17 protein-coding genes are annotated in these 19,699 nt (G+C 43.8%); 12 read left to right on the forward strand and 5 right to left on the reverse strand.

Features of this window, described 5'->3' with window-relative positions; translation table 11 throughout:
- Nucleotides 1-18: 18 nt before the first annotated feature.
- A complete protein-coding gene (locus tag MKY95_RS14390) occupies nucleotides 19-1,743 on the reverse strand; it encodes a cellulase family glycosylhydrolase (RefSeq protein WP_339199325.1) in 1,725 nt (574 codons plus the stop codon).
- A 322-nt stretch (nucleotides 1,744-2,065) separates the two neighbouring features.
- Here MKY95_RS14390 and MKY95_RS14395 point away from each other — a divergent pair, with 322 nt between their 5' ends.
- The 5 genes from MKY95_RS14395 (at nucleotide 2,066) to abc-f (ending at nucleotide 9,891) form a co-directional block, all read left to right on the forward strand.
- Nucleotides 2,066-2,896, forward strand: a complete 831-nt coding sequence (locus tag MKY95_RS14395; RefSeq protein ID WP_076318033.1) for an amidohydrolase family protein — start codon at nucleotides 2,066-2,068, stop codon at nucleotides 2,894-2,896.
- A gap of 239 nt (nucleotides 2,897-3,135) precedes the next feature.
- A complete protein-coding gene (locus MKY95_RS14400; RefSeq protein ID WP_076318032.1) occupies nucleotides 3,136-4,578 on the forward strand; it encodes a 6-phospho-beta-glucosidase in 1,443 nt (480 codons plus the stop codon).
- Nucleotides 4,579-5,002: 424 nt separating this feature from the next.
- Nucleotides 5,003-5,833 (forward strand): PRD domain-containing protein, encoded by an 831-nt coding sequence (locus MKY95_RS14405; RefSeq protein WP_047842771.1) that lies wholly within the window; start codon nucleotides 5,003-5,005, stop codon nucleotides 5,831-5,833.
- A 211-nt stretch (nucleotides 5,834-6,044) separates the two neighbouring features.
- The gene (locus MKY95_RS14410) at nucleotides 6,045-7,934 is read left to right on the forward strand and encodes a beta-glucoside-specific PTS transporter subunit IIABC (protein ID WP_076318031.1); all 1,890 of its coding nucleotides are present in this window, start codon (nucleotides 6,045-6,047) and stop codon (nucleotides 7,932-7,934) included.
- 487 nt (nucleotides 7,935-8,421) lie between these two features.
- Complete coding sequence (gene abc-f, locus MKY95_RS14415; protein WP_076318030.1) at nucleotides 8,422-9,891, forward strand: ABC-F type ribosomal protection protein; 1,470 nt, start codon at nucleotides 8,422-8,424, stop codon at nucleotides 9,889-9,891.
- A gap of 144 nt (nucleotides 9,892-10,035) precedes the next feature.
- Here the strand turns inward: abc-f and MKY95_RS14420 are convergent, their stop codons facing one another.
- Nucleotides 10,036-10,626 (reverse strand): biotin transporter BioY, encoded by a 591-nt coding sequence (locus tag MKY95_RS14420; RefSeq protein ID WP_076318029.1) that lies wholly within the window; start codon nucleotides 10,624-10,626, stop codon nucleotides 10,036-10,038.
- A gap of 112 nt (nucleotides 10,627-10,738) precedes the next feature.
- Here MKY95_RS14420 and MKY95_RS14425 point away from each other — a divergent pair, with 112 nt between their 5' ends.
- The 5 genes from MKY95_RS14425 (at nucleotide 10,739) to MKY95_RS14445 (ending at nucleotide 15,169) form a co-directional block, all read left to right on the forward strand.
- Nucleotides 10,739-11,593, forward strand: a complete 855-nt coding sequence (locus MKY95_RS14425; RefSeq protein ID WP_076318028.1) for an ATP-binding cassette domain-containing protein — start codon at nucleotides 10,739-10,741, stop codon at nucleotides 11,591-11,593.
- Nucleotides 11,578-13,341 carry an ATP-binding cassette domain-containing protein gene (locus tag MKY95_RS14430; protein WP_076318027.1) on the forward strand — a complete coding sequence of 588 codons (1,764 nt, stop codon included), beginning with the start codon at nucleotides 11,578-11,580 and terminating at the stop codon, nucleotides 13,339-13,341. The genes MKY95_RS14425 and MKY95_RS14430 overlap by 16 nt, the downstream gene beginning before the upstream one ends.
- Before the next feature lie 159 nt (nucleotides 13,342-13,500).
- Nucleotides 13,501-13,800, forward strand: a complete 300-nt coding sequence (locus MKY95_RS14435) for a hypothetical protein (protein WP_036608432.1) — start codon at nucleotides 13,501-13,503, stop codon at nucleotides 13,798-13,800.
- A gap of 166 nt (nucleotides 13,801-13,966) precedes the next feature.
- Nucleotides 13,967-14,542, forward strand: coding sequence for a GNAT family protein (locus MKY95_RS14440; protein ID WP_076318026.1), 576 nt, complete (start codon nucleotides 13,967-13,969; stop codon nucleotides 14,540-14,542).
- 45 nt (nucleotides 14,543-14,587) lie between these two features.
- Complete coding sequence (locus MKY95_RS14445) at nucleotides 14,588-15,169, forward strand: GNAT family N-acetyltransferase (RefSeq protein WP_076318025.1); 582 nt, start codon at nucleotides 14,588-14,590, stop codon at nucleotides 15,167-15,169.
- Between the two features lie 117 nt (nucleotides 15,170-15,286).
- Here MKY95_RS14445 and MKY95_RS14450 read toward each other — a convergent pair whose 3' ends face one another.
- Nucleotides 15,287-15,646 carry a MerR family transcriptional regulator gene (locus MKY95_RS14450; protein ID WP_076249478.1) on the reverse strand — a complete coding sequence of 120 codons (360 nt, stop codon included), beginning with the start codon at nucleotides 15,644-15,646 and terminating at the stop codon, nucleotides 15,287-15,289.
- A 102-nt stretch (nucleotides 15,647-15,748) separates the two neighbouring features.
- Between MKY95_RS14450 and MKY95_RS14455 the strand changes: the two genes are divergently transcribed.
- The gene (locus MKY95_RS14455; RefSeq protein ID WP_076318024.1) at nucleotides 15,749-16,459 is read left to right on the forward strand and encodes an SDR family NAD(P)-dependent oxidoreductase; all 711 of its coding nucleotides are present in this window, start codon (nucleotides 15,749-15,751) and stop codon (nucleotides 16,457-16,459) included.
- Between the two features lie 178 nt (nucleotides 16,460-16,637).
- Nucleotides 16,638-17,108, forward strand: a complete 471-nt coding sequence (locus tag MKY95_RS14460; protein ID WP_076318023.1) for a GNAT family N-acetyltransferase — start codon at nucleotides 16,638-16,640, stop codon at nucleotides 17,106-17,108.
- 304 nt (nucleotides 17,109-17,412) lie between these two features.
- On the opposite strand, the gene MKY95_RS14465 is transcribed toward MKY95_RS14460, so the two are convergent.
- Together MKY95_RS14465 and MKY95_RS14470 are read right to left on the reverse strand one after the other, a co-directional pair.
- Nucleotides 17,413-18,930, reverse strand: coding sequence for a HAMP domain-containing sensor histidine kinase (locus tag MKY95_RS14465; RefSeq protein ID WP_076318022.1), 1,518 nt, complete (start codon nucleotides 18,928-18,930; stop codon nucleotides 17,413-17,415).
- A complete protein-coding gene (locus MKY95_RS14470; RefSeq protein ID WP_076318021.1) occupies nucleotides 18,930-19,613 on the reverse strand; it encodes a response regulator transcription factor in 684 nt (227 codons plus the stop codon). Before MKY95_RS14470 ends, MKY95_RS14465 begins: the two co-directional genes overlap by 1 nt.
- Nucleotides 19,614-19,699 lie beyond the last annotated feature (86 nt).

A 19,699-nucleotide genomic window follows, 5' to 3' on the forward strand; every position in this document is an offset into this window, starting at 1 on the left:
GGGGAATCCTTATAACTATTATGAAGTTACGCCAACAACGCTTGTTCCATTTTTCGTGATTTTGTACGTCAGCACATCTCCGTTCCAGAAATGGAACTTAAGCGTGACTTCGCCATCATTGGTTTCATTGAAGAAGTTAGGTTTCAGTTCAATCACATTACGTTCGTAATCTGGACTAAATGTGTAGGAGAATTCTTTGAACGAAGTCCAGTTCTGTGGACCGGCGTTCTCTCCGTTTGCATATGTTGCTTCCATCGTTGCCAGTTGGTTCCCGTTAAACGTAGTCGGAATGGCAAATGCACTGGTTGTACCTGTTGCATCGTTCAACTTAGGTGTGTCATATTTAATGATATTAAAGTTCCAGTCAGCACCTTGGTTGAATCCAGCTGTGAGTGTAGCATTTACACCCAAATCACCAGAGGTTGTCAATTTGGTTAACAGATTGGATTTTAACGTAAGCACATCTTTTTTGATCGTATAGTCTTTACCTCTTACAAGAGGGGTAGTGCCATTTTTCAACGAATTGAATTTGTTCCCATTCAGATTGAGTTTTACCTTCTTATCTTGAATGGCTTCATTTTGTTTAAGATATACGAGATCCGTTTCGGCTGTGGATGAGCGACCTGTCCAGCTGGCTTTCATGGTATCAAATAATTCCTGATCAGACCAAGTAAAACTTGTGCGACCGAAGTGTTGACCGTTATCCCACAACATCGTTGTCATCTGTTTTTGACGCAGATATTGTCCAACAAATTCGAAGAATTTCAGTTTTTCGCCTTGCTCAATGACACCTGTGTGTTGGTCAAACCCAAGCAAGCCATACTCACCGACGATAACCGGAATGCCTTTCGCTGTAAAAGCATTGTATACTCGATCAAATGTGTCGGTAACGTCCTTCTGTACTTCCTCGTTATACTTGGTGTAACCTGCGATGTTCACACTGAATGGCCAGAACCCGTAGTAGTGAACGGTTGCAATAATATTGGTGTCATTCAATTTTTGAATGGTCTTATTCAGTTCATCCAGATCAGGTTGAGCGGAAGAGGTATGCATCGTTGGAAGTACAAGAGGACGTGTCTCGTTGTTTCCACCCGAAGTTCTTACGATCTTGTGAAAAGAAGTATTCAATTCGTCCAGCATGCGATATCCAATCGCTGCATCTGTTGTGCCGCCTTCGGAGAAACGTGGTTCGTTAACACTTTCGAACATGAGTTTATCGGATGCATCTTTGAATTTGTCCGCAATCTGAGTCCAAGCAGAGTTATAACGTGCAAGCACGTTGTCATGGTCTTTCTCCATGTAACTGATCCAGCGCCAGGAATCATGGTGAAGATTGACCATGACGTAGAGATCCGCATCAAGGGCCCAGTTTACTACTTCTTGAACCCGATTCATGTAAGCGGAATCAATTGTGTAGTCGGGTGCGTCACCGATATGGGCTTCCCAGGTTACAGGAATACGGATACTGTTGTAGCCCTCATCTGCGATCGACTGAATTAGTTCCTTCGTAATGCGTGGGTTGCCCCAGGCAGTTTCATCTTCACCAACGGCGTCCAGAGAGTTACCCAGATTCCAGCCAGGCTCCATGGCGTTTACATAGGTCTGCATTTTGCTTGGAGCGGGTGATGCATTGGCCTGTTCGCTGTTGTCAGTTGCAGCTGAAGCCATAGCCGAGGAGAATAGAGATAGAATCATGGCAGTCACAAGCGTAAGAGAAAGGACTGATTTGCGGTTTTTTTTCATTAATATAGTCTCCTTCGAATAGAGAATGGTTAAACGTGAATAGCGGTTAAGCAGGGTGGAAATAGAGCTCAACGCAAACAAAAATTCACTTCTTTAATACTAGAATCACCACCGATTTATGTACTGAAAGCGTTTTCGTAATTTACTATATCATGATTTAATATTGGACAATACCTTCACAATTGGAATAAAAATCATGTAAAAATCAGTGATTTTGTCATATTAATAGATTGTGTAGTGAGCGTTTATTTCATTGGAAATGAAAATCATATGGTTGCTTTTGAATGATAATTAGATTTAAATACCCTGGGAGGGATCTAATATGAAGCTGGATGCACATCAACATTTTTGGGAATACAACGTCGCCGAGTACGGATGGATTGGAGAAGAGATGAAAATCATTCGTCAATCTTTTCTTCCAAAAGATCTTGAACCTTTATTGGTCCAATCCGGACTGGATGGATGTATTGCGGTACAAGCCAGACAATCACTGACAGAAACCGAGTGGCTTCTGCAGTTGGCAGATCGGCATGAATGTATCAAAGGTGTTGTCGGATGGGTGGACCTTTGTTCGGATGAAGTTCGGAATCAGCTTGAACTGTTCGCGTCCAATCCATATCTGAAGGGCGTACGTCATGTTATACAGGATGAACCTGATCTAGATTATGTATTGAGAGAAGACTTTCAGCGCGGAATTTCATTGCTAAAAGAGTATGATTTGGCCTATGATCTGTTGGTAACCAAGGAGCAACTGCCTTATGCCGTTGAACTGGTTAAGACTTTTCCTGAACAGCGATTTGTCCTTGATCATCTAGCCAAACCCGACATAAAATCAGGTATACTCTCACCGTGGAAAGAAGCGCTTGAGTCATTGGCCGCACAACCTAATGCGTACTGTAAACTTTCAGGGATGGTGACGGAAGCAGATTGGGCAAATTGGACTCCAAAGGATTTTACAGCCTATCTGAATATCGCCATAGAAGCCTTTGGTGCGGAACGGTTAATGTTCGGGTCCGACTGGCCCGTGTGCAACGTTTCAGCTCCATATTCTGAAGTATACGGTCTCATTGTAAGTCACATTAATGCCCTACCTATATCAGATCACCAGATGATTCTTGGCGGCACATGTGCTGCGTTCTATCAAATATCGTAGTGGGCAACCGAAGCTAAACCGGTTTCAAGAAGTTGACAACTGTTCTGATTCTTGCTAAAGTTTTATGCAATCCGCATAATCATGATCTGGGAATGTTACCGATATGGGCATAACCTGAGCTGGCTTGTTTACACGTAATCGTGTACCCAGGCTGGTTCGGGTTTTTTCTATTTTGTCTTTTTAATATTTTTCAGGATTTGAGCGGATAGCTGAATTACATAATTGGAAGGAGAATGATGATGACGAATTTTAAATTTCCTAAAGACTTTCTGTGGGGTGGAGCCATTGCTGCCAATCAGGCGGAGGGCGCGTATCTGGAAGATGGCAAAGGGCTGAGTATTGTTGACTTGCTTCCGACAGGAGAGAACCGCAGAAGTATTATGAAAGGCAATGTTCCGGCTTTTACACCGCTGGCTACTGAGTTCTATCCTTCGCACGAAGCAATCGATTTCTATCACCGTTACCATGAAGACATTGCTCTATTTGCAGAAATGGGATTCAAAGCACTGCGTGTCTCCATTGCTTGGGCACGGATTTTCCCGACAGGAGAAGATGCACAGCCAAATGAAGCCGGATTACAATTTTACGATAACCTGTTTGATGAATTGTTGAAAAACGGCATTGAACCTGTAGTTACATTAGCTCACTTCGATGTGCCTGTGCATCTGATCGAGAAGTATGGCAGCTGGAGAAGTCGTGAACTGGTAACTCTTTTCGAGACTTACGCTACAACGGTATTCACTCGGTACAAGAACAAGGTGAAATACTGGATGACATTTAATGAGATCAACATGCTGTTACATCTTCCGTTCCTTGGGGCGGGGCTGGCGTTTAATGAAGGGGATAACATCAAGGAAATTCAATATCAGGCTGCTCACCACCAACTGGTTGCAAGTGCACTGGCAGTCAAGGCATGTCATGAGATTATTCCTGGTGCCATGATTGGGTGTATGCTCGCCGCAGGAAGCTTCTATCCGTATACTTGTAATCCGGAAGATGTGTTCCAGGGCATGGAAAAAGATAGAGAGTCCTATTTCTTCATCGATGTGCAGTCACGTGGGGAATATCCGGGTTATGCCAAACGTTTCTTCAAAGATCACGAGTTGAACATTGTTATGCAGCCGGGTGATGCGGAAATCTTGAAGAATCATACCGTAGATTATATCGGATTCAGTTATTATTCAAGTCGTACAACTAGTACCGATCCGGAAGTTATCAAAAATATGACCAGTGGTAATGTATTTGGCTCGGTAGCCAATCCATATCTGGCGAAGTCCGAGTGGGGCTGGACGATTGATCCCAAAGGATTCCGTATTACCGCCAATCAACTACATGATCGTTATCAGAAGCCGCTGTTTGTTGTTGAGAATGGATTTGGTGCCAATGACGAGGTTACACCGGAAGGTGAAGTGGATGATGCGTACCGGATTGACTACTTGAAACGACATGTAGCTGAAATGGGTGAGGCCATTCAGGATGGGGTGAACATCATCGGTTACACCAGCTGGGGACCTATTGATATTGTAAGTGCCTCCTCAGGTGAGATGAGAAAACGTTATGGCTACATTTACGTGGATCGTAATAATGAAGGTCAAGGTGAGCTGACACGACTGAAGAAGAAGAGTTTTAAGTGGTACAAAAATGTGATCGAATCCAACGGAACAAACCTGGGTGACGCGTAGTTTATATTTTTCTGAATTAAAATGATCTTGTACGGTAATAAAACATCGGAAGTTTCATCTATATAAATTGAACTAAACATATACACAAAACGGAGAGGACAGAAAAAAGCTGGAGATAACAGCGATCGGAAGGTTGTTCTGTCATCGGAGTAGCTAGTGTAAATATTCTCTAGTTCAATTTATATAACCATGGGACTTCCGATTGTTCCTGCATTGAAAGCGTTGACATATAGTCAGGTTCGCGCTATACTTGACGCAATTATATCGTTTCTGGGATTGTTACTACTCGAAGTAGGCAAAACCTAAGCACCAAAAAAAGCAGACCACCATGTCTTGTTTATTTTGTGATGCTTCAGGTTTTTTTTGTATGCCCAAAAGACGATGTATAACTGCCAAGAGAGTGGAACGTGACGGGGGGATTGAAGTGAAAATAGCAAAGGTTATCAACAATAACGTCATTAGCATCTATCAGGCGGATGGAGCAGAGCTTGTGGTGATGGGACGTGGGATTGCCTTTAAGAAAAAGCCGGGGGATAAAGTAGACGAGACCCGCATCCAGAAAGTATTTGCATTGAAAAACAAACAAACTTCCGATAATTTCAAAATGCTACTGCGGGAAGTTCCGATGGAACTGATTGAAATTGTGGAAGAGATTATCACGTATGCACGTGAGAATCTGGGCCGAAAGCTGAATGAGAACATCTATGTATCTCTTACAGATCATATTAACTTCGCCATCGAACGTTATCGGGAAGGCGTGGAGATCAAGAACGCATTAATGTGGGAGATCAAACAGTTGTACAAGTCCGAATTCGAACTCGGCCTGAGGACGCTGGAACAGATCAATACCCGAATGAATATTGAGCTTCCACCCGATGAAGCCGCTTTTATTGCTCTTCATATTGTTAACGCAGAGATGAACGAAGAAGTTATTACAACGATGAATATTACGAAGTTTATCCAGCAGATTATTAATATAGCGAAATATCATTTCAAAATGGAATTTGATGAGGACTCTCTCAGTTATTTTCGCTTTATCACACATCTGAAGTTCTTCTCCCAGCGTGTGCTCAGTGGTACGCATTACGACAACAACTATGATCATTTCTATGACATGATTAAGGAGAAACATCCGGATGCCGCAGCGTGCACGGAGAAAATTGAGTTGTTTGTCAAAAAGGAATACAACCATGAGTTGACCAATGAAGAAAAGTTGTATCTGACGGTTCATATCGAACGAGTGGTTAATCGATAATATTTAAATGTTGACAAAAATGGTTTTATTATAATAATATGTGATTAACAGGAATTGAATACGATTTAACTGGGATTGTTACTGGTTATGCAGGCAAAACCTAAGTCATGAGAAGGTCAGGACCATTGTGTCCCCTTGCTCAAGGCTTAGGTTTTTTGCGTGCAAAAAAATCGGTAAGAGGCCTGTTTGAGAAAAAGTGGGGGTGCAGATCATGAGTCAAGAGAAACTGGCCAAAGAGATTGTAGAATTGGTTGGCGGTGAGAAAAATGTGGAATCGCTGGTTCATTGTGCAACACGATTACGGTTTGTATTGAAGGACGATGCCAAGGCAGACAAAGCCAAACTTGAGAAAACAGAAGGCATCATCGCAGTCAAAGAAAATGGAGGACAATTCCAGGTGGTTGTTGGTAACAAGGTGCCTGAAGTCTATAGTGCCATTGGACAGATCAGTAACATTCTGGACGATTCGTCAGATAAAGAAAAACCTCGCAAAGCAGCCAAAGGACTCGGGGGTATTATCGATATCATATCTAGCATCTTTGCACCACTTCTGGGTGTTATGGCGGGAGCCGGTATTCTAAAAGGGTTATTGTTGATTGCAAGCAATATTGGATGGCTGGAAACGACAGAAACAACATATACGATCCTGTATGCAGCAGCAGATAGTCTCTTCTATTTCCTGCCTCTCTTGTTAGCGGTTACAACAGCACGTAAATTCCAGGGGAATATGTTTGTTGCGATGACGATTGCAGGAGCACTGATCTATCCGTCCATCGTCACGTTGAAATCAGAGGGAACACCAACGGATTTCTTCGGTATCCCTGTCATTTTGATGAACTATTCATCTACAGTTATCCCTATCATTTTAGCTGTCATTGTCATGAGCAAGTTGGAGAAGTTCTTTAATAAAACACTTCACGATAGTGTGAAAAACTTTGTTACGCCATTGTTTTTGCTAGTGATTATGGTACCTCTGACATTGCTTGTATTTGGACCATTTGGCGTATACGTTGGTAATGGAATTGCAGCTGGACTGGTTGCCGCATTTGGATTCAGTCCATTGCTCGCAGGAGCCGTTATGGGTGCAAGCTGGCAGTTGCTCGTTATCTTCGGAATACACTGGGGCTTGATTCCGGTATTTATCAACAACGTTGCAGTGTATGGACAGGATGGCGTTAAACCGGCTGCGACAGCTTCGATCTTTGCTCAAACGGGCGCTGCTTTTGGGGTTATGCTTAAAACCAAGAACAAAAAACTGAAAACATTGGCGGGATCATCCACGTTGACGGCTCTGTTCGGTATTACGGAACCGGCTATCTACGGGGTAACATTACCACTGAAACGCCCATTCATTGCAGGGGTAATCGGTGGTGCAGTTGGTGGAGCTATCATTGGTCATGCGGGCACATTGGCATTTGCATCCGGTGCACCAGGGTTGCTGACCTTGCCAATCTTCTACGGACCAGGTGGACAAGGTTTCCCAGGATTGATTCTGGGTATCGTAGTATCGTTTGTTGTTTCGGCTGTACTGACGTACATCATGGGCTTCAAAGATCCAGTTGAAGAAGAAACAAAAACCGAATCTACGTCATCCGCTAAGCAATCTGTTCGTGCAACGAATGCTTCAGACGAAAATGTATTTAGCCCAATCGAAGGAACAATTGTTGAATTGTCGGAAGTTCCAGATCCGGCCTTTGCATCGGGAGCAATGGGTAAAGGGATTGCGATTGAGCCAGCTGTAGGCAGAGTTGTAGCGCCTTTTGATGGTACAGTTACCGTTGCATTCAAGAAAAAACATGCCTTGGCTGTAGTATCAGACACCGGTGCTGAGATATTGGTTCATGTGGGAGTTGATACCGTTAAATTGGATGGGCAGCATTTTGTTTCCCATATCAAGGAAGGCGATCGGGTCCAAGCGGGAGATCTGTTGCTTGAGTTCGATATTGCACAGATTAAGGCTGCTGGTTATCATACGGTGACACCTATTATTGTAACCAACTCAGCCAACTACGAAGAAGTGATTCCGCAGGCTACAGGTCAGGTTAGTAGCCAAGAGCTTCTATTAAAATTAAGTAGCGGTAATGTTCAGGAACAAAAGTAGATTGATGTACTAATCTGATGGTATAGTGTTTTCATCGTTCCGTTGACATGGTGGAATTGGAAAATTATAATTAGAATTGTACATCTATACATCATAATGAAAGGTGGATTATTGAACATGACACATGCAATGAGACTGCGCTTCCTTCCTTTGAATCGGTAATTGAATACGTTCAAAGGCTCTGACTATCGGTTCAGAGTAAACGGGATCAGTCTGTCATTTTCAATCATCCTGACCTTAAGATAAGTGTTATACTCGCTTTCCCGTTTACGTTGAATCACAGGCCGTGGCCTGTGATTCTTTGTTTTTCTTCTGAATATCTATATCAGTTAAATAATTAGGTAAAGGCGCTCAATACAGACTACTGGAGGTAACCGCTATGATGACGTTACTGTTCTATTGATACGAGCTGGCACGATAAGCTCGTATCGATAGAAGCGTGCTTCGCTATCGATACGAAATAAATCTTATTTCGGAGGTAGCGAATATGGAAAAGATATGTTTTGAATTAGAACAGGTTGAGATGACCTATATGGATAAAGTAATACTGAACATTGAGCGACTGGCTGTGCATCAACTGGATCGCATTGGTGTAGTAGGTGTTAATGGTCAGGGTAAAAGTACACTGTTGAAACTCATTGCGGGGCAGATCCAGCCAACAGCCGGAAAGGTAAAACGTTTTGCAGAGTTTGGTTATATGGAACAAGTGGAACCACCCCAGTCTAACGAAAGTATCGAAGTTGACGGGGCTCTACTCAGTAAATTAGCCATACCTCAACACGATCAGCCATGGAGTGGTGGAGAACAGACCCGTTTAAAACTGGCTCAAATGTTCACTCATTATCATGAAGTACTGTTACTGGATGAACCAACAACACACCTGGATCAAGAGGGCATTACATTTTTACTGGATGAATTGCGTTATTATTATGGGGCGCTTGTGCTGATCAGTCATGATCGTGCGGTTCTGGATGAACTGGTGACCACGATCTGGGAAATCCATCAAGGTGAGGTTCACGTATATTCCGGCAACTATAGCGATTACCAGGCACAGAAGAGGCTGGAGCGTGAACAACAAAACCAGGCCCATGAGCAGTTCTCGAAGGAGAAGAGGCGATTGGAGCTGGCCGCCCGGGAAAAGATGAAGAAAGCCGAGAAAATCACGCAGGCTGGAAGCATGTCCAAAAAAGAATCCAAGGCAAAAACAAACCGTATGGTTGAAACCAAATCCAAAGGCACCAGTCAAAAAGCGGTCCACCGCGCAGCCAAAGCGATTGAACAGCGGATGCAACAACTTCTTGAGGTTAAAGCGGTGCAAGAGGATCGGCCTATGATCTTCCGTCAGCCAAAGACACTGGAGCTGCACAACCGATTTCCGATTATGGCAGATCGCCTTACACTTGAAGTGGAAGGTAACGTATTGCTGGAGGATGTAAGTTTTCAGGTTCCATTAAAACAAAAAATAGCGATAACCGGAGCCAATGGCAGCGGGAAAAGTACATTGCTTAACCATGTTTTCCATGCTGGGGATCACATCACAATGTCTCCAAAAGCAAAGCTCGGTTATTTTCAGCAAATGAGCTATCGTTTCACGACAAAAGAGACCGTATTACAATTCCTGAAAAATCGTTCGGAATATGAGGAATCTGAGCTGAGAAGTGCGTTGCATGCGATGCAGTTTACAGGCAATGACTTGCTGAAGAATGTTGGGACATTAAGTGGAGGAGAAGCGATTCGTCTTCAATTATGTCACTTATTTCTTGGACAATATAACATTCTATTGTTGGATGAGCCGACGAACTTTCTTGATATGCATGCATTGGAAGCATTGGAGCGTTTTATTAAGGCGTATGAAGGGACGATTCTGTATGTATCTCATGATCAGAGGTTTGTTGAAAATACAGCGGATCAACAATTTCATATTACAGAGCGCCAATTAATTCAGGTGAATATATAAGTTGAACTAAAGAAGATTTACACGGATCACTCCGATGATAGAATAACCTTCGAGGAAGAGAAGTAACAAAAACAGCCAAAGTGATTTTGGCTGTTTTTTTTTAGAATATGGAGGCTCGTGATCTAATAGGATATGTAGCTTCTATTAAGAATCCACCTTTATAACCGTGGAATGCATGTTACCTGTGAGACGTTGAGGTGGGAAAACCATTCGCACTGGCGCAATGATGATGGCAGCAAATACAGCTTTGATCAGATCCCCAATTATGTAAGGATAGAACCCTTGAATCATGGCCTCAGGTAAGTCCATTTTGAAAGCATAAGCAAGCCAAGGGACCCCCGAGACATACACGAGCAGTGAACCAAATAGTTCAAATACAACAAAAGCGAGTATGAATCCTGTTACACCTTTGATGTTGATTCGTGCAAGCAACAATCCAATCAATAATGCGGAGAACGGCCACATCATCACATATCCTCCGGTAGGTCCAAGAAGTACTGCAAGTCCTCCGGTCCCGTGCAGCAAGGGGAATCCAAGAGCGGTGAGCAGAACAACCATCGTGACACTTAGAAAACCATAGAGTGGACCAAGTAATCCTCCGGCCAGCATGACAGCCAAAGTTTGTAATGTTATCGGTACAGGGGAGAAGCCAATGGGAATGCTTATGTAACCAAAAAGTACTAATATTGCGGCCATAAGTGCGCTGAATACAATGCCTCGCAAAGATAATTTCATGTTTGAACAATCCTCTCCATTTTGGTAATATGATTGTTAACCAATTATATAAATGTGGTTAACGATTAGGATCGTACCACATAACAATAGAAAGGGAAAGGACTAATTTACGATGCAAGGCAACCTGCCTATAATTACATTAGAAGATGTTCGAGTGCATTATGCTTCCGAAGGTGGTCAGGTGAGGAAAGCGCTGGATGGGGTTTCACTTACGCTGCACCAAGGCGAATGGATTAGTATTGTAGGGGCGAATGGCAGTGGGAAAAGCACACTTGCTGGACTACTGATCGGTTTCATTCCGCTATCGGGAGGGGTACGGAATATTTCGGATGAACTTACTGTTCGGGGCGTACTGCAGCAACCGGATGCACAGGTACTGGGTGATACCATTGAAGAGGAATTTCATTATGCATTGTCACCATTAATGAATACTGTAGAAGAACAATTGGAGCAGAGGCAGGACGCATTACATACCGTAGGACTTCAATATCCCCCGGATATGGCCATCTCACAGTTATCGGGTGGACAGAAACAACTGCTTAATATTGCTGTAGCGCTCGCAGCCGAACCGGATATATTAATTCTTGATGAGCCAACAGCCATGCTTGATCCGGGAGCAAGAGACCGTATCGAGGCCATCGTTCAGAAGATTACCCAGCGGGGTACAACGGTGATCTGGATTACACACCATCTGGAGGAAGCAACCCTCTGTGATCGAATCATTGCTATGGAGAGGGGACGTTGTGTGTACAACGGGACGCCGGAGTCCTTTTTCTATGAAACAGAGTTGAATGAGAAGGCTACTCGGGAAAATGTACAGCTATCTCCCTGTGAACGGTTAGGATTAGACCCTCCTTTTACTGTAAAAACTGCGTTATTGCTCAAGCAAAAAGGTATGATGCCAGAAGCCATGCCACTGCGACCCGAGCAACTGGCTAAGGAGGTCGCACGTTGGAGATTGAGCTGACCGATATACGTATAGAAGCATCGGAATCGAGCAAACGTGCACTGCTTGAAGATGTGAGTGTCCAGTTGAACAGTGGGGAAATCACCTTGCTGCTGGGCTGTACGGGTTCAGGAAAAACGACTTTACTACAGACGTTGGCTGGTCTGAGACCGCCCGATGCAGGAAGTATCACATTGGATAGCACTCCTTTCTGGAAAGAAGGAAAAGTGCCGCAGTCGATTTTATTGCAAATGGGACTATTGTTTCAATTTCCGGAACAACAACTGTTTGCCCGAAGTATTCAGCGTGAATTTATATATTCTCTGCGTCCCTATCGACTTTCAGAGAAACAGCAACAAGAGCAAATCACAAAAGCATTGAAGCAATGGGACACGCCAGTGTCCTCAGAGTTGGACCGACGTTTTCAACTGGACAGCTCGCCATTTGCTCTAAGTGGGGGAGAGAAGCGCAGGCTTGGACTTGCTCTCGGAAGTGTGACCAATCCACACTGGCTTCTGCTGGATGAGCCGAGCGCAGGGTTGGAAGCGCAAAGTGTTGGGCTTTTGCTGGATGTATTGGAGCAACATCGTCTGGCAGGTGGTGGGGGAGTGGTAGCAACCCATGATCTGGATACATTCTTGCCTTGTGCGGATCGAGTATTATTGTTGCAGGAAGGCCGTCTAATCGCCGATCTTACGCCGAGAGAACTTCACAAAAGGCCTGAACTGCTGGAGCAAACAGGGATTGGACTGCCACCATCGATGAGACTGGCACAGCAGTTAAGAGAAGCGGGTCTTGAGCTGTCTTTGACCGCGATGACGCCAGAGGAGATGGCTGAAAGTATTGTTCAGTCCACGTCAGTTGAGGTGGGGATTCAGAACGGATCGAAAGAAGCATCAGGGACGGTAACGATGGAAGTCAAGAGCGATGTAATGAAGTATGAAAAAGAAGCACTGATGCTGTCGTCCATTAAACCGGAAGATGATCTAAAGCTTCTTCCGAACACATTGACTCATTCAGGGGAATTATATGGCGTCATGGACCCGCGTCTGAAATGGATTTTGTATATTTTGCTGGTCACCGCAGCTATGCTTCAACAGCGATGGCTGGGATTGACGTTAACACTGGTGCCGGTAGTAGCAGCACTTGCCGTGCTCCCGCGTCAAACTTTGGCTGGATGTATGAAATTATTGAAGCCGTTATTATTATTTTTCATCATATCAACGGCGTTATCTGGGACAACTCTTTCAACAGAGGGAGGAGGTCTGCACTTTGGCTTTTCCCTGATGCAGGCGGAGGGCACTTTGCTGAATGTGTATCGTTTGTTTATCGTCACATTGGCAAGCCTTTGGTTTTCGTTGACGACACCTTATGGGCGAATGGTAGAAGGGCTTAACTGGGTACTCGGTATCGGTAAAAAGATCAGGTTGCCCGTAGCTTCGTTTGCTCTTGCTGTATCGTTAATCTTTCGGTTTATCCCGATGATCTGGAGTGAGTGGCAGCGATTCTCACTGATCGTGCGGGCACGTGGAAAGGCAGCTTTAAGACCAAATACCGTGCGAATTCGTGACCTTGGTCCGATGGTGATTCCCTTGTTAATGGCACTGTTCCAACGTGCAGAGGATATGACCATTGCGATGGAAATGCGTAAAGTTAGAGAGCACTCTACGCTCGGGGGACGTTCATCGTTATTGGTATGGTCCAAACGTGATACCTGGATTAGCATGGCTGGACTCATTGTATTTGTACTATTAATATGGATTCGCTAGTTGTGATGGCGATGATTAACGTGATGGATCCGGTGATGAATAAGACGATGGATTAGAAACATAAACGCAGTGTTTTCCAAAGATCATGCATAAATGCGTTTGTCCTCGCTCACAATAAGTGGACGTTGGTCATCTGAATTGGATCAGGAGGGATAAACGATGAAAGATAAGTTTTTGCGTGAAGAACGGCAAGAATATACCGATGTGTCTACGGTGGAGTCGCAGCGAAACGATATCACACTCGAAGAATTCCCGGAGGGCCCTTACGGTTCATCTTTACTATCCGAGTCTCTTGGGAAAAGTTCTCCGTGGCGGGTGGACCAGCGGTCTGCACATCGTTTTGACTATGAAAATCATGAGCTTCACGAGGGAGACGTACGGGATTATCCAGGTCAGGATGTTTTTGACGAAACGGTTCCGGATAACGTGTCCAAGCCTCAATATACGGAAGAATCGTAAAGAGATTTTGATATAAAATAAAGCGTAGCCTCCGACAGGTTTTATCCTGTTCGGGGGTTATTTTCGTTGTGTTTAATGAAAACAAATCTCCTCCAATTCCACATTATGGGTTATTATATTTGTAGCTCGAAGTAAAAATCTGGTTGAATATGTGGGGAGACTTGGAATGAGAGAGATCGATTATAGTCAATATTTCTGGCAGGATGACAAAGTTAGATTGCGTGCTTTGCGTGAGGAAGATTGGGAAGATCATTATTATAACCGCTTTGATACACCCGCCCGTCGGTTATTGGAGTGTGCAGTAGAGTTGCCGCCAACCCATGTTGAAGCGAAGAGTTTCACGGAAAACTTCTCTGATTTTTCTTTAACCAAAGGACGGATCATGTTTACAATTGTAAACATGGATGGTGAAAATGTCGGAGGTGTGAATCTGAACAGCATTGATGAGAGAAACGGTACCTTTAGCATTGGTATTCAAATTGACAGGGATCATCGAGGAAAAGGATACGGGACCAGAGCCGTACGAATCTTACTGAAGTATGCCTTCTTCGAGCGTAGGCTCAACAAATTCAATGATTCTGTACTCGAAGGAAATGAACCTTCTGCAGCCATGATGAGAAAACTTGGATGTATTCAGGAAGGTGTGCGTCGCCAGGTGATCTACACCGATGGAAAATACCAGGATCTGATCCTCTTTGGATTAACCAAAGATGAGTATATGGAAAAAGAGGGGCTTGCTTGAAGTAAAGGCTAATAAGCTGAAATTAAGTGTGTAGTAGGAGGAACTATGAACCAACCCATACTAACAAATGAATTAATCATCGATTGCAAGGATATTTATTTGCGCGAGTATCGAATTGAAGATTTAGAGAAATTGCAAGAAATTACGTGGCAACCTGAGGTGTATGAATTCTTACCGGGATGGAACGCTACGATTGAAGATAGGAGCCTGTGGCTCACCGAATATGAAATCCCTGAGAATCAACGTTTTAAACAAGCTGTGATGGCGGGAGGGAATATTGGAGAGTTATATTTACGAATGGCTATCGTACTCAAAGAAAATGACGAGTTTATCGGATGGTGCTGCTCAGGGATCAAGGACGAACTGCCAGCACCCAATCGGGAGATTATGTACGGTATTTCGAAACACTTCAGAAATCGTGGTTACACCACGCAGGCGCTCAAAGGAATGACGGAGTATTTGTTTGAACATACAAACGTGGAAGTGTTAAATGCCATCGCTTTGACTACCAATCCAGCATCTAATAAGGTGATACAGAAATGTAATTTTGAACGGGTCAGCTCGATCGAGATCGAGGATGAAAAGTATAACCATTACTACCTGCGTAAGGGCGAAGATCATTTTTGATTGAACTTTTAACCTCATTGAAAATCGCTATAAGTTTCAACATTTCAGATCAGGTTAGACAGTTAATGCTGGCTGCCTGATTTTTTCTGTCATTTAGTTTATAGGACAAGGTTTCTGTTAATAATTTTCCCCTCGATAATAGCGCTCCAGTTTGTTATCCAAATGAACAAGCTGCGCTTTTTTCTCCTCTATATCATTCAGCAACTTTTGCTTTTGATCCTCAATCAGCTTGGTTCTTTCCTTCAGCGTGGAGGTTCCTTCGTTGACCTGATCATAATATTTTTTGATGTCTTCCACACTCATCCCGGTTTCGCGAAGGCATTTGATAAAAACCAGCCAGTTCAGATCATCCTCCAAATAAAGACGGTTATTCTGCTCATTTCGTGCAGCAGGTTTCAGCAGTCCCTTTCTTTCATAAAAGCGGATCGCTCCAATGGAGATTTCAACTTTTTTCGCTACTTCTCCAATCGTTAACATGTTAATCCCCCTTTTTATAAAAATAATTTGACCTACACTAAGTGTAGCATAGTAACTTATACATTGTTAAATATAAATCAAATTACGGAAAGAAGGATTCGCATGAAAAAGACTGTCTTTGTAACCGGAGCGAATAAAGGAATTGGATATGAAATCGTAAAGCAATTGGGTGAAGCAGGTTGGAAAGTTATCCTTGGCGCACGTAGTGTTGAACGGGGTGAAAGAGCTGTTTCCGAGTTAACTTCCAGGGGGTTAGAAGTAGAATTTGTACAGATCGACATGTGTGACATGAAGAGCATTGAGCAGGCAACCGATACGATTCAGAAGAATTATCCCACAATAAACCTTTTGATCAATAACGCAGGTATGCCGGGTGCCTTCTCTCATTCCTTTACGGATACAAAAGAGGAAGATCTGCGGAACGCCTTTGAAGTGAACTTTTTCGGCACCTTCCGTTTGAATCAGCGATTGTTCCCGTTAATCAAAGACAATGAAGGCACAATCATTAATGTATCAACCGACATGGCTTCTCTGGACCATATGCAAAATTCGGAATTCACTTTAAATGCCTTCGACTATAACTCATCCAAAACGGCCAACAGTGCCATGACACTTTCGATGGCCTATGAAGTCAAAAACAGCAGGGCGCAAGTCTTTGCAGTAACGCCCGGATTCACATCAACAGATCTTAATGGCAATGCCGAAGGCGGCAAATCAAAAGAAGCCGGCGCTGCGATTATCGTGGGTTATGCGACGGATGGTAAACGCCATAACGGAGAATTCCTAGATGAAAATGGCGTATACCCTTGGTAATCCACCGTTGCCAAAAGCAGTGATAGATCTAAGAAAAATATGTTAGTTTTAACTTGTTTATATGCTGTAAATGTAACAAACACCAAACGTAGATGAACATTTTTCTTGTACTAAGTTAACTGAGCGTGGACCATGAATCGTATTTCTAACCAGCGTATCAAACGGAGGTATATATTTAATGGAGGTTTCATTATACAAAGCAGATTTAAAAGATGCAGGGACTGTTCATGAAATGAAAATCAAAGTATTTATGCCTTTGTTGGAAAAATATCAGGATTTTGCAACAAGCCCGGCCAATGAAACCGTAGAAAGAATTATTACTCAAATCAATCAATCTTTCACAGATTATTTCATAATTTATCATCTAGAAGTTGCTGTTGGTGGAATCAGAGTCGTGAAAAAAGATAATCGGATCTACAGTATTAGCCCAATTTTTATACTGCCAGAACATCAAGGAAAAGGAATTGCTCAAAAAGTCTTTACAATGGTTGAGCAGATATATGATGATGCAAAGACATGGAAATTAGGCACCATCTTACAAGAGCAAGGAAACTGTTATTTGTATGAAAAGATAGGCTACAAAAAAACGAGTGCAACAAAAGCAATTAACGACGAAATGACAATGGTATTTTATGAAAAGCATTTATAAGCATCATATCCTTAAATATGACGTCTCAGATTCGTAAGCCTGAAAGCCCGAAACCAACTGGCCACTACTCTACACTCTATCAATCGGATACAAAAAGAATCCCCCTTCATTCCTCAACCGAAATGAGAGGGGATTCGTCATGCAATGAAAAGAGGAATTTATGTGAGAATTCGAATGAAGATAAAAGAAAGCATCGTTTGGAGAGCCTGCATAGAGCTTGCGTAATGATCAAGTAGATCTTACGTAAAGCTGCGTATAGCCAACTTATAGCTTACGTATAGCCTACTTGCAGCCGACGCTCAGCCTAGACATCAGCCTTATACAACGGCATTAATATCATAAATTCAGTTCCCAAGCCTACCTGACTTTGTACGGTAATATTCCCACCATGCGACTCCACAATCGAGCGGGTAATGGCGAGACCGAGACCTGCGCCACCTTGTTTGCGCGAACGAGAACTGCTTGTGCGGTAAAATCGCTCAAAGATATGGGGCAGATGTTCAGGTTCAATGCCTGTGCCGTTATCTTTCACGGATAATTCAGCCTTATGATACGTGGCATATAACGTTATGGAGATGGCTCCATGCTCAAGATCGGTGTGCTGCACCGCGTTATGGAACAGATTCAGCACAACCTGTTTCAGCTTGTAAGGGTCAGCCAGTACATACACTTCAGCCGTCAGGTCAAGATGAATGGATCTTTGCTGAGCCATCATGGCGAGTTGTGGTTGCATTTCGAGCAGCAGACTGTCCAGCTGAATGACCTCCCGCTCCTGCTTTGGAGCCTGATCCAGCTTGGTTAGTAACAGCAAATCTTCAACCAGCTTGTTAATTCGGACGGATTCGCCGTGCATGCTGTCCAGTGCTTTATACAATTGATCTTGATTGGTCGCTGCACCCCGTTGTAGAACTTCAATGAAGCCGTGAATGGAGGTGAGCGGGGTACGAAGTTCATGGGAAGCATCAGACAAGAAACGCTGCATCTGCTCTTTCGATTCCCGCTCTGCTTCAAACGAATTCTCCAGCCTTTCAAGCATGCCATTGAATGAAACTGCGAGCTGATCCACTTCCTCTTGTCCCTGAACGACGGGAAGGCGTTCTGCGAGGCTGCCTGCATCGATCTGTTGTACTTTATTCACCATGTTAGATAGGGGGACCAGCGTCCGGCGTAATACCTTAGTGTATAGAATAAGACCGGCTACCATTGCCAACAGCGATAACATGAGGAAGATCAGAAGCTGTTTAATAATCAAGTCTCTAAGTGGCTTCGTAGCCGTGCCCATCTGAACCATCGGTAAACCGCGATTGCGTGGACCGGGTGAAGCGAATACAATCAATTGCTCATTCCCTTGGCTATCCGTGACGATCCGGTAGGGAATGTGTTTTTGTTCTTTCAACTCATCTGTAATGTCCTGATATTCAGCGGTTGATAGTTGAGGGGCTTTCAGACCGTCTTCTCCAAAAACATCCTCGAACGTACCTTGGTTATCAAACAGGGCCAGTGAACGGTCAGGAATAAACAGCACCCGATTACCAGACCCGTTTCCTGCCTGTCCACCAAAAGGATTGTTGGAAGAGCCGTTACGTGACTGGATTCCGAGCCAAACCGGGGGCATGGACATGAGCTGTTCTTCCATGGTTTTTGCCTGATTCCGGTAGAGAAAGCTTTCCATGATCCAGAATTGCAAAATACCGATTAACAATAGTAACCCAGCAAGCACGAACAGGGAACGTGAGAGCAATTGAGAACGTAATGAATGCGGCCTGATCCATTGGTGAAGACGACCTAAACGAAGTTTATTTTTCTTGCGCAGTGAGTTCATCAGAGATCCACCCTGTACCCTACACCCCGAAGTGTGCGAATGAGTCTATGCTCTTTATCCCCGAGTTTGTCGCGCAAGGAGCGAACGTATACCTCCACAATATTTTCTTCCCCGCCAAAATCATACCCCCATACCCGGCTCAGAATGGTCGCTTTACTCAGTACAATCCCATGATTAAGCACTATGAATTTTAGCAATTCGTATTCGGTAGGAGATAACTCCATGACCTGATTCTGATAGGTGATTTCTTTGCGCTGATCATCAATTCGGAAGGGACCGTGGGTGACGGCTCCTATTAATAAAGGAAATTGATTCCGCAGTCTGGCCTGAATCCGGGCGAGCAGCTCGTCAAAGGCAAAGGGTTTGATCATGTAATCGTCAGCACCTAACCAAAGGCCCTTAACCCGATTCTCGACTTCGTCCTTCGCTGTTAGCATAATTACGCCAACCTCGGCACCGGTCTTACGCAGACGCTCGACCACTTCGAATCCATCCATCACTGGCATCATGACATCCAGAATAGCCATATGTGGCTTGAATTCAAGCGCCAACTCAAGCGCAGCCGCTCCATCGGGTGCGGTGCGCACATCAAAGCCCTCATTGCTTAATCCAAGATCTAGAAATTGTAAAATATGCGGTTCATCATCAGCCAATAGTATTTTAATTCCGCTGCTAAGCTTCATAATGTGCTTCTCTCCTTGCCTGATCCATCTAGACTTCTCCCTCACTTCGGAGGGACTGTATGTTGTATTATCGCTTGCCAAACTGA

The organism is Paenibacillus sp. FSL P4-0176, assembly GCF_037975265.1.
Taxonomy (GTDB): domain Bacteria; phylum Bacillota; class Bacilli; order Paenibacillales; family Paenibacillaceae; genus Paenibacillus; species Paenibacillus amylolyticus.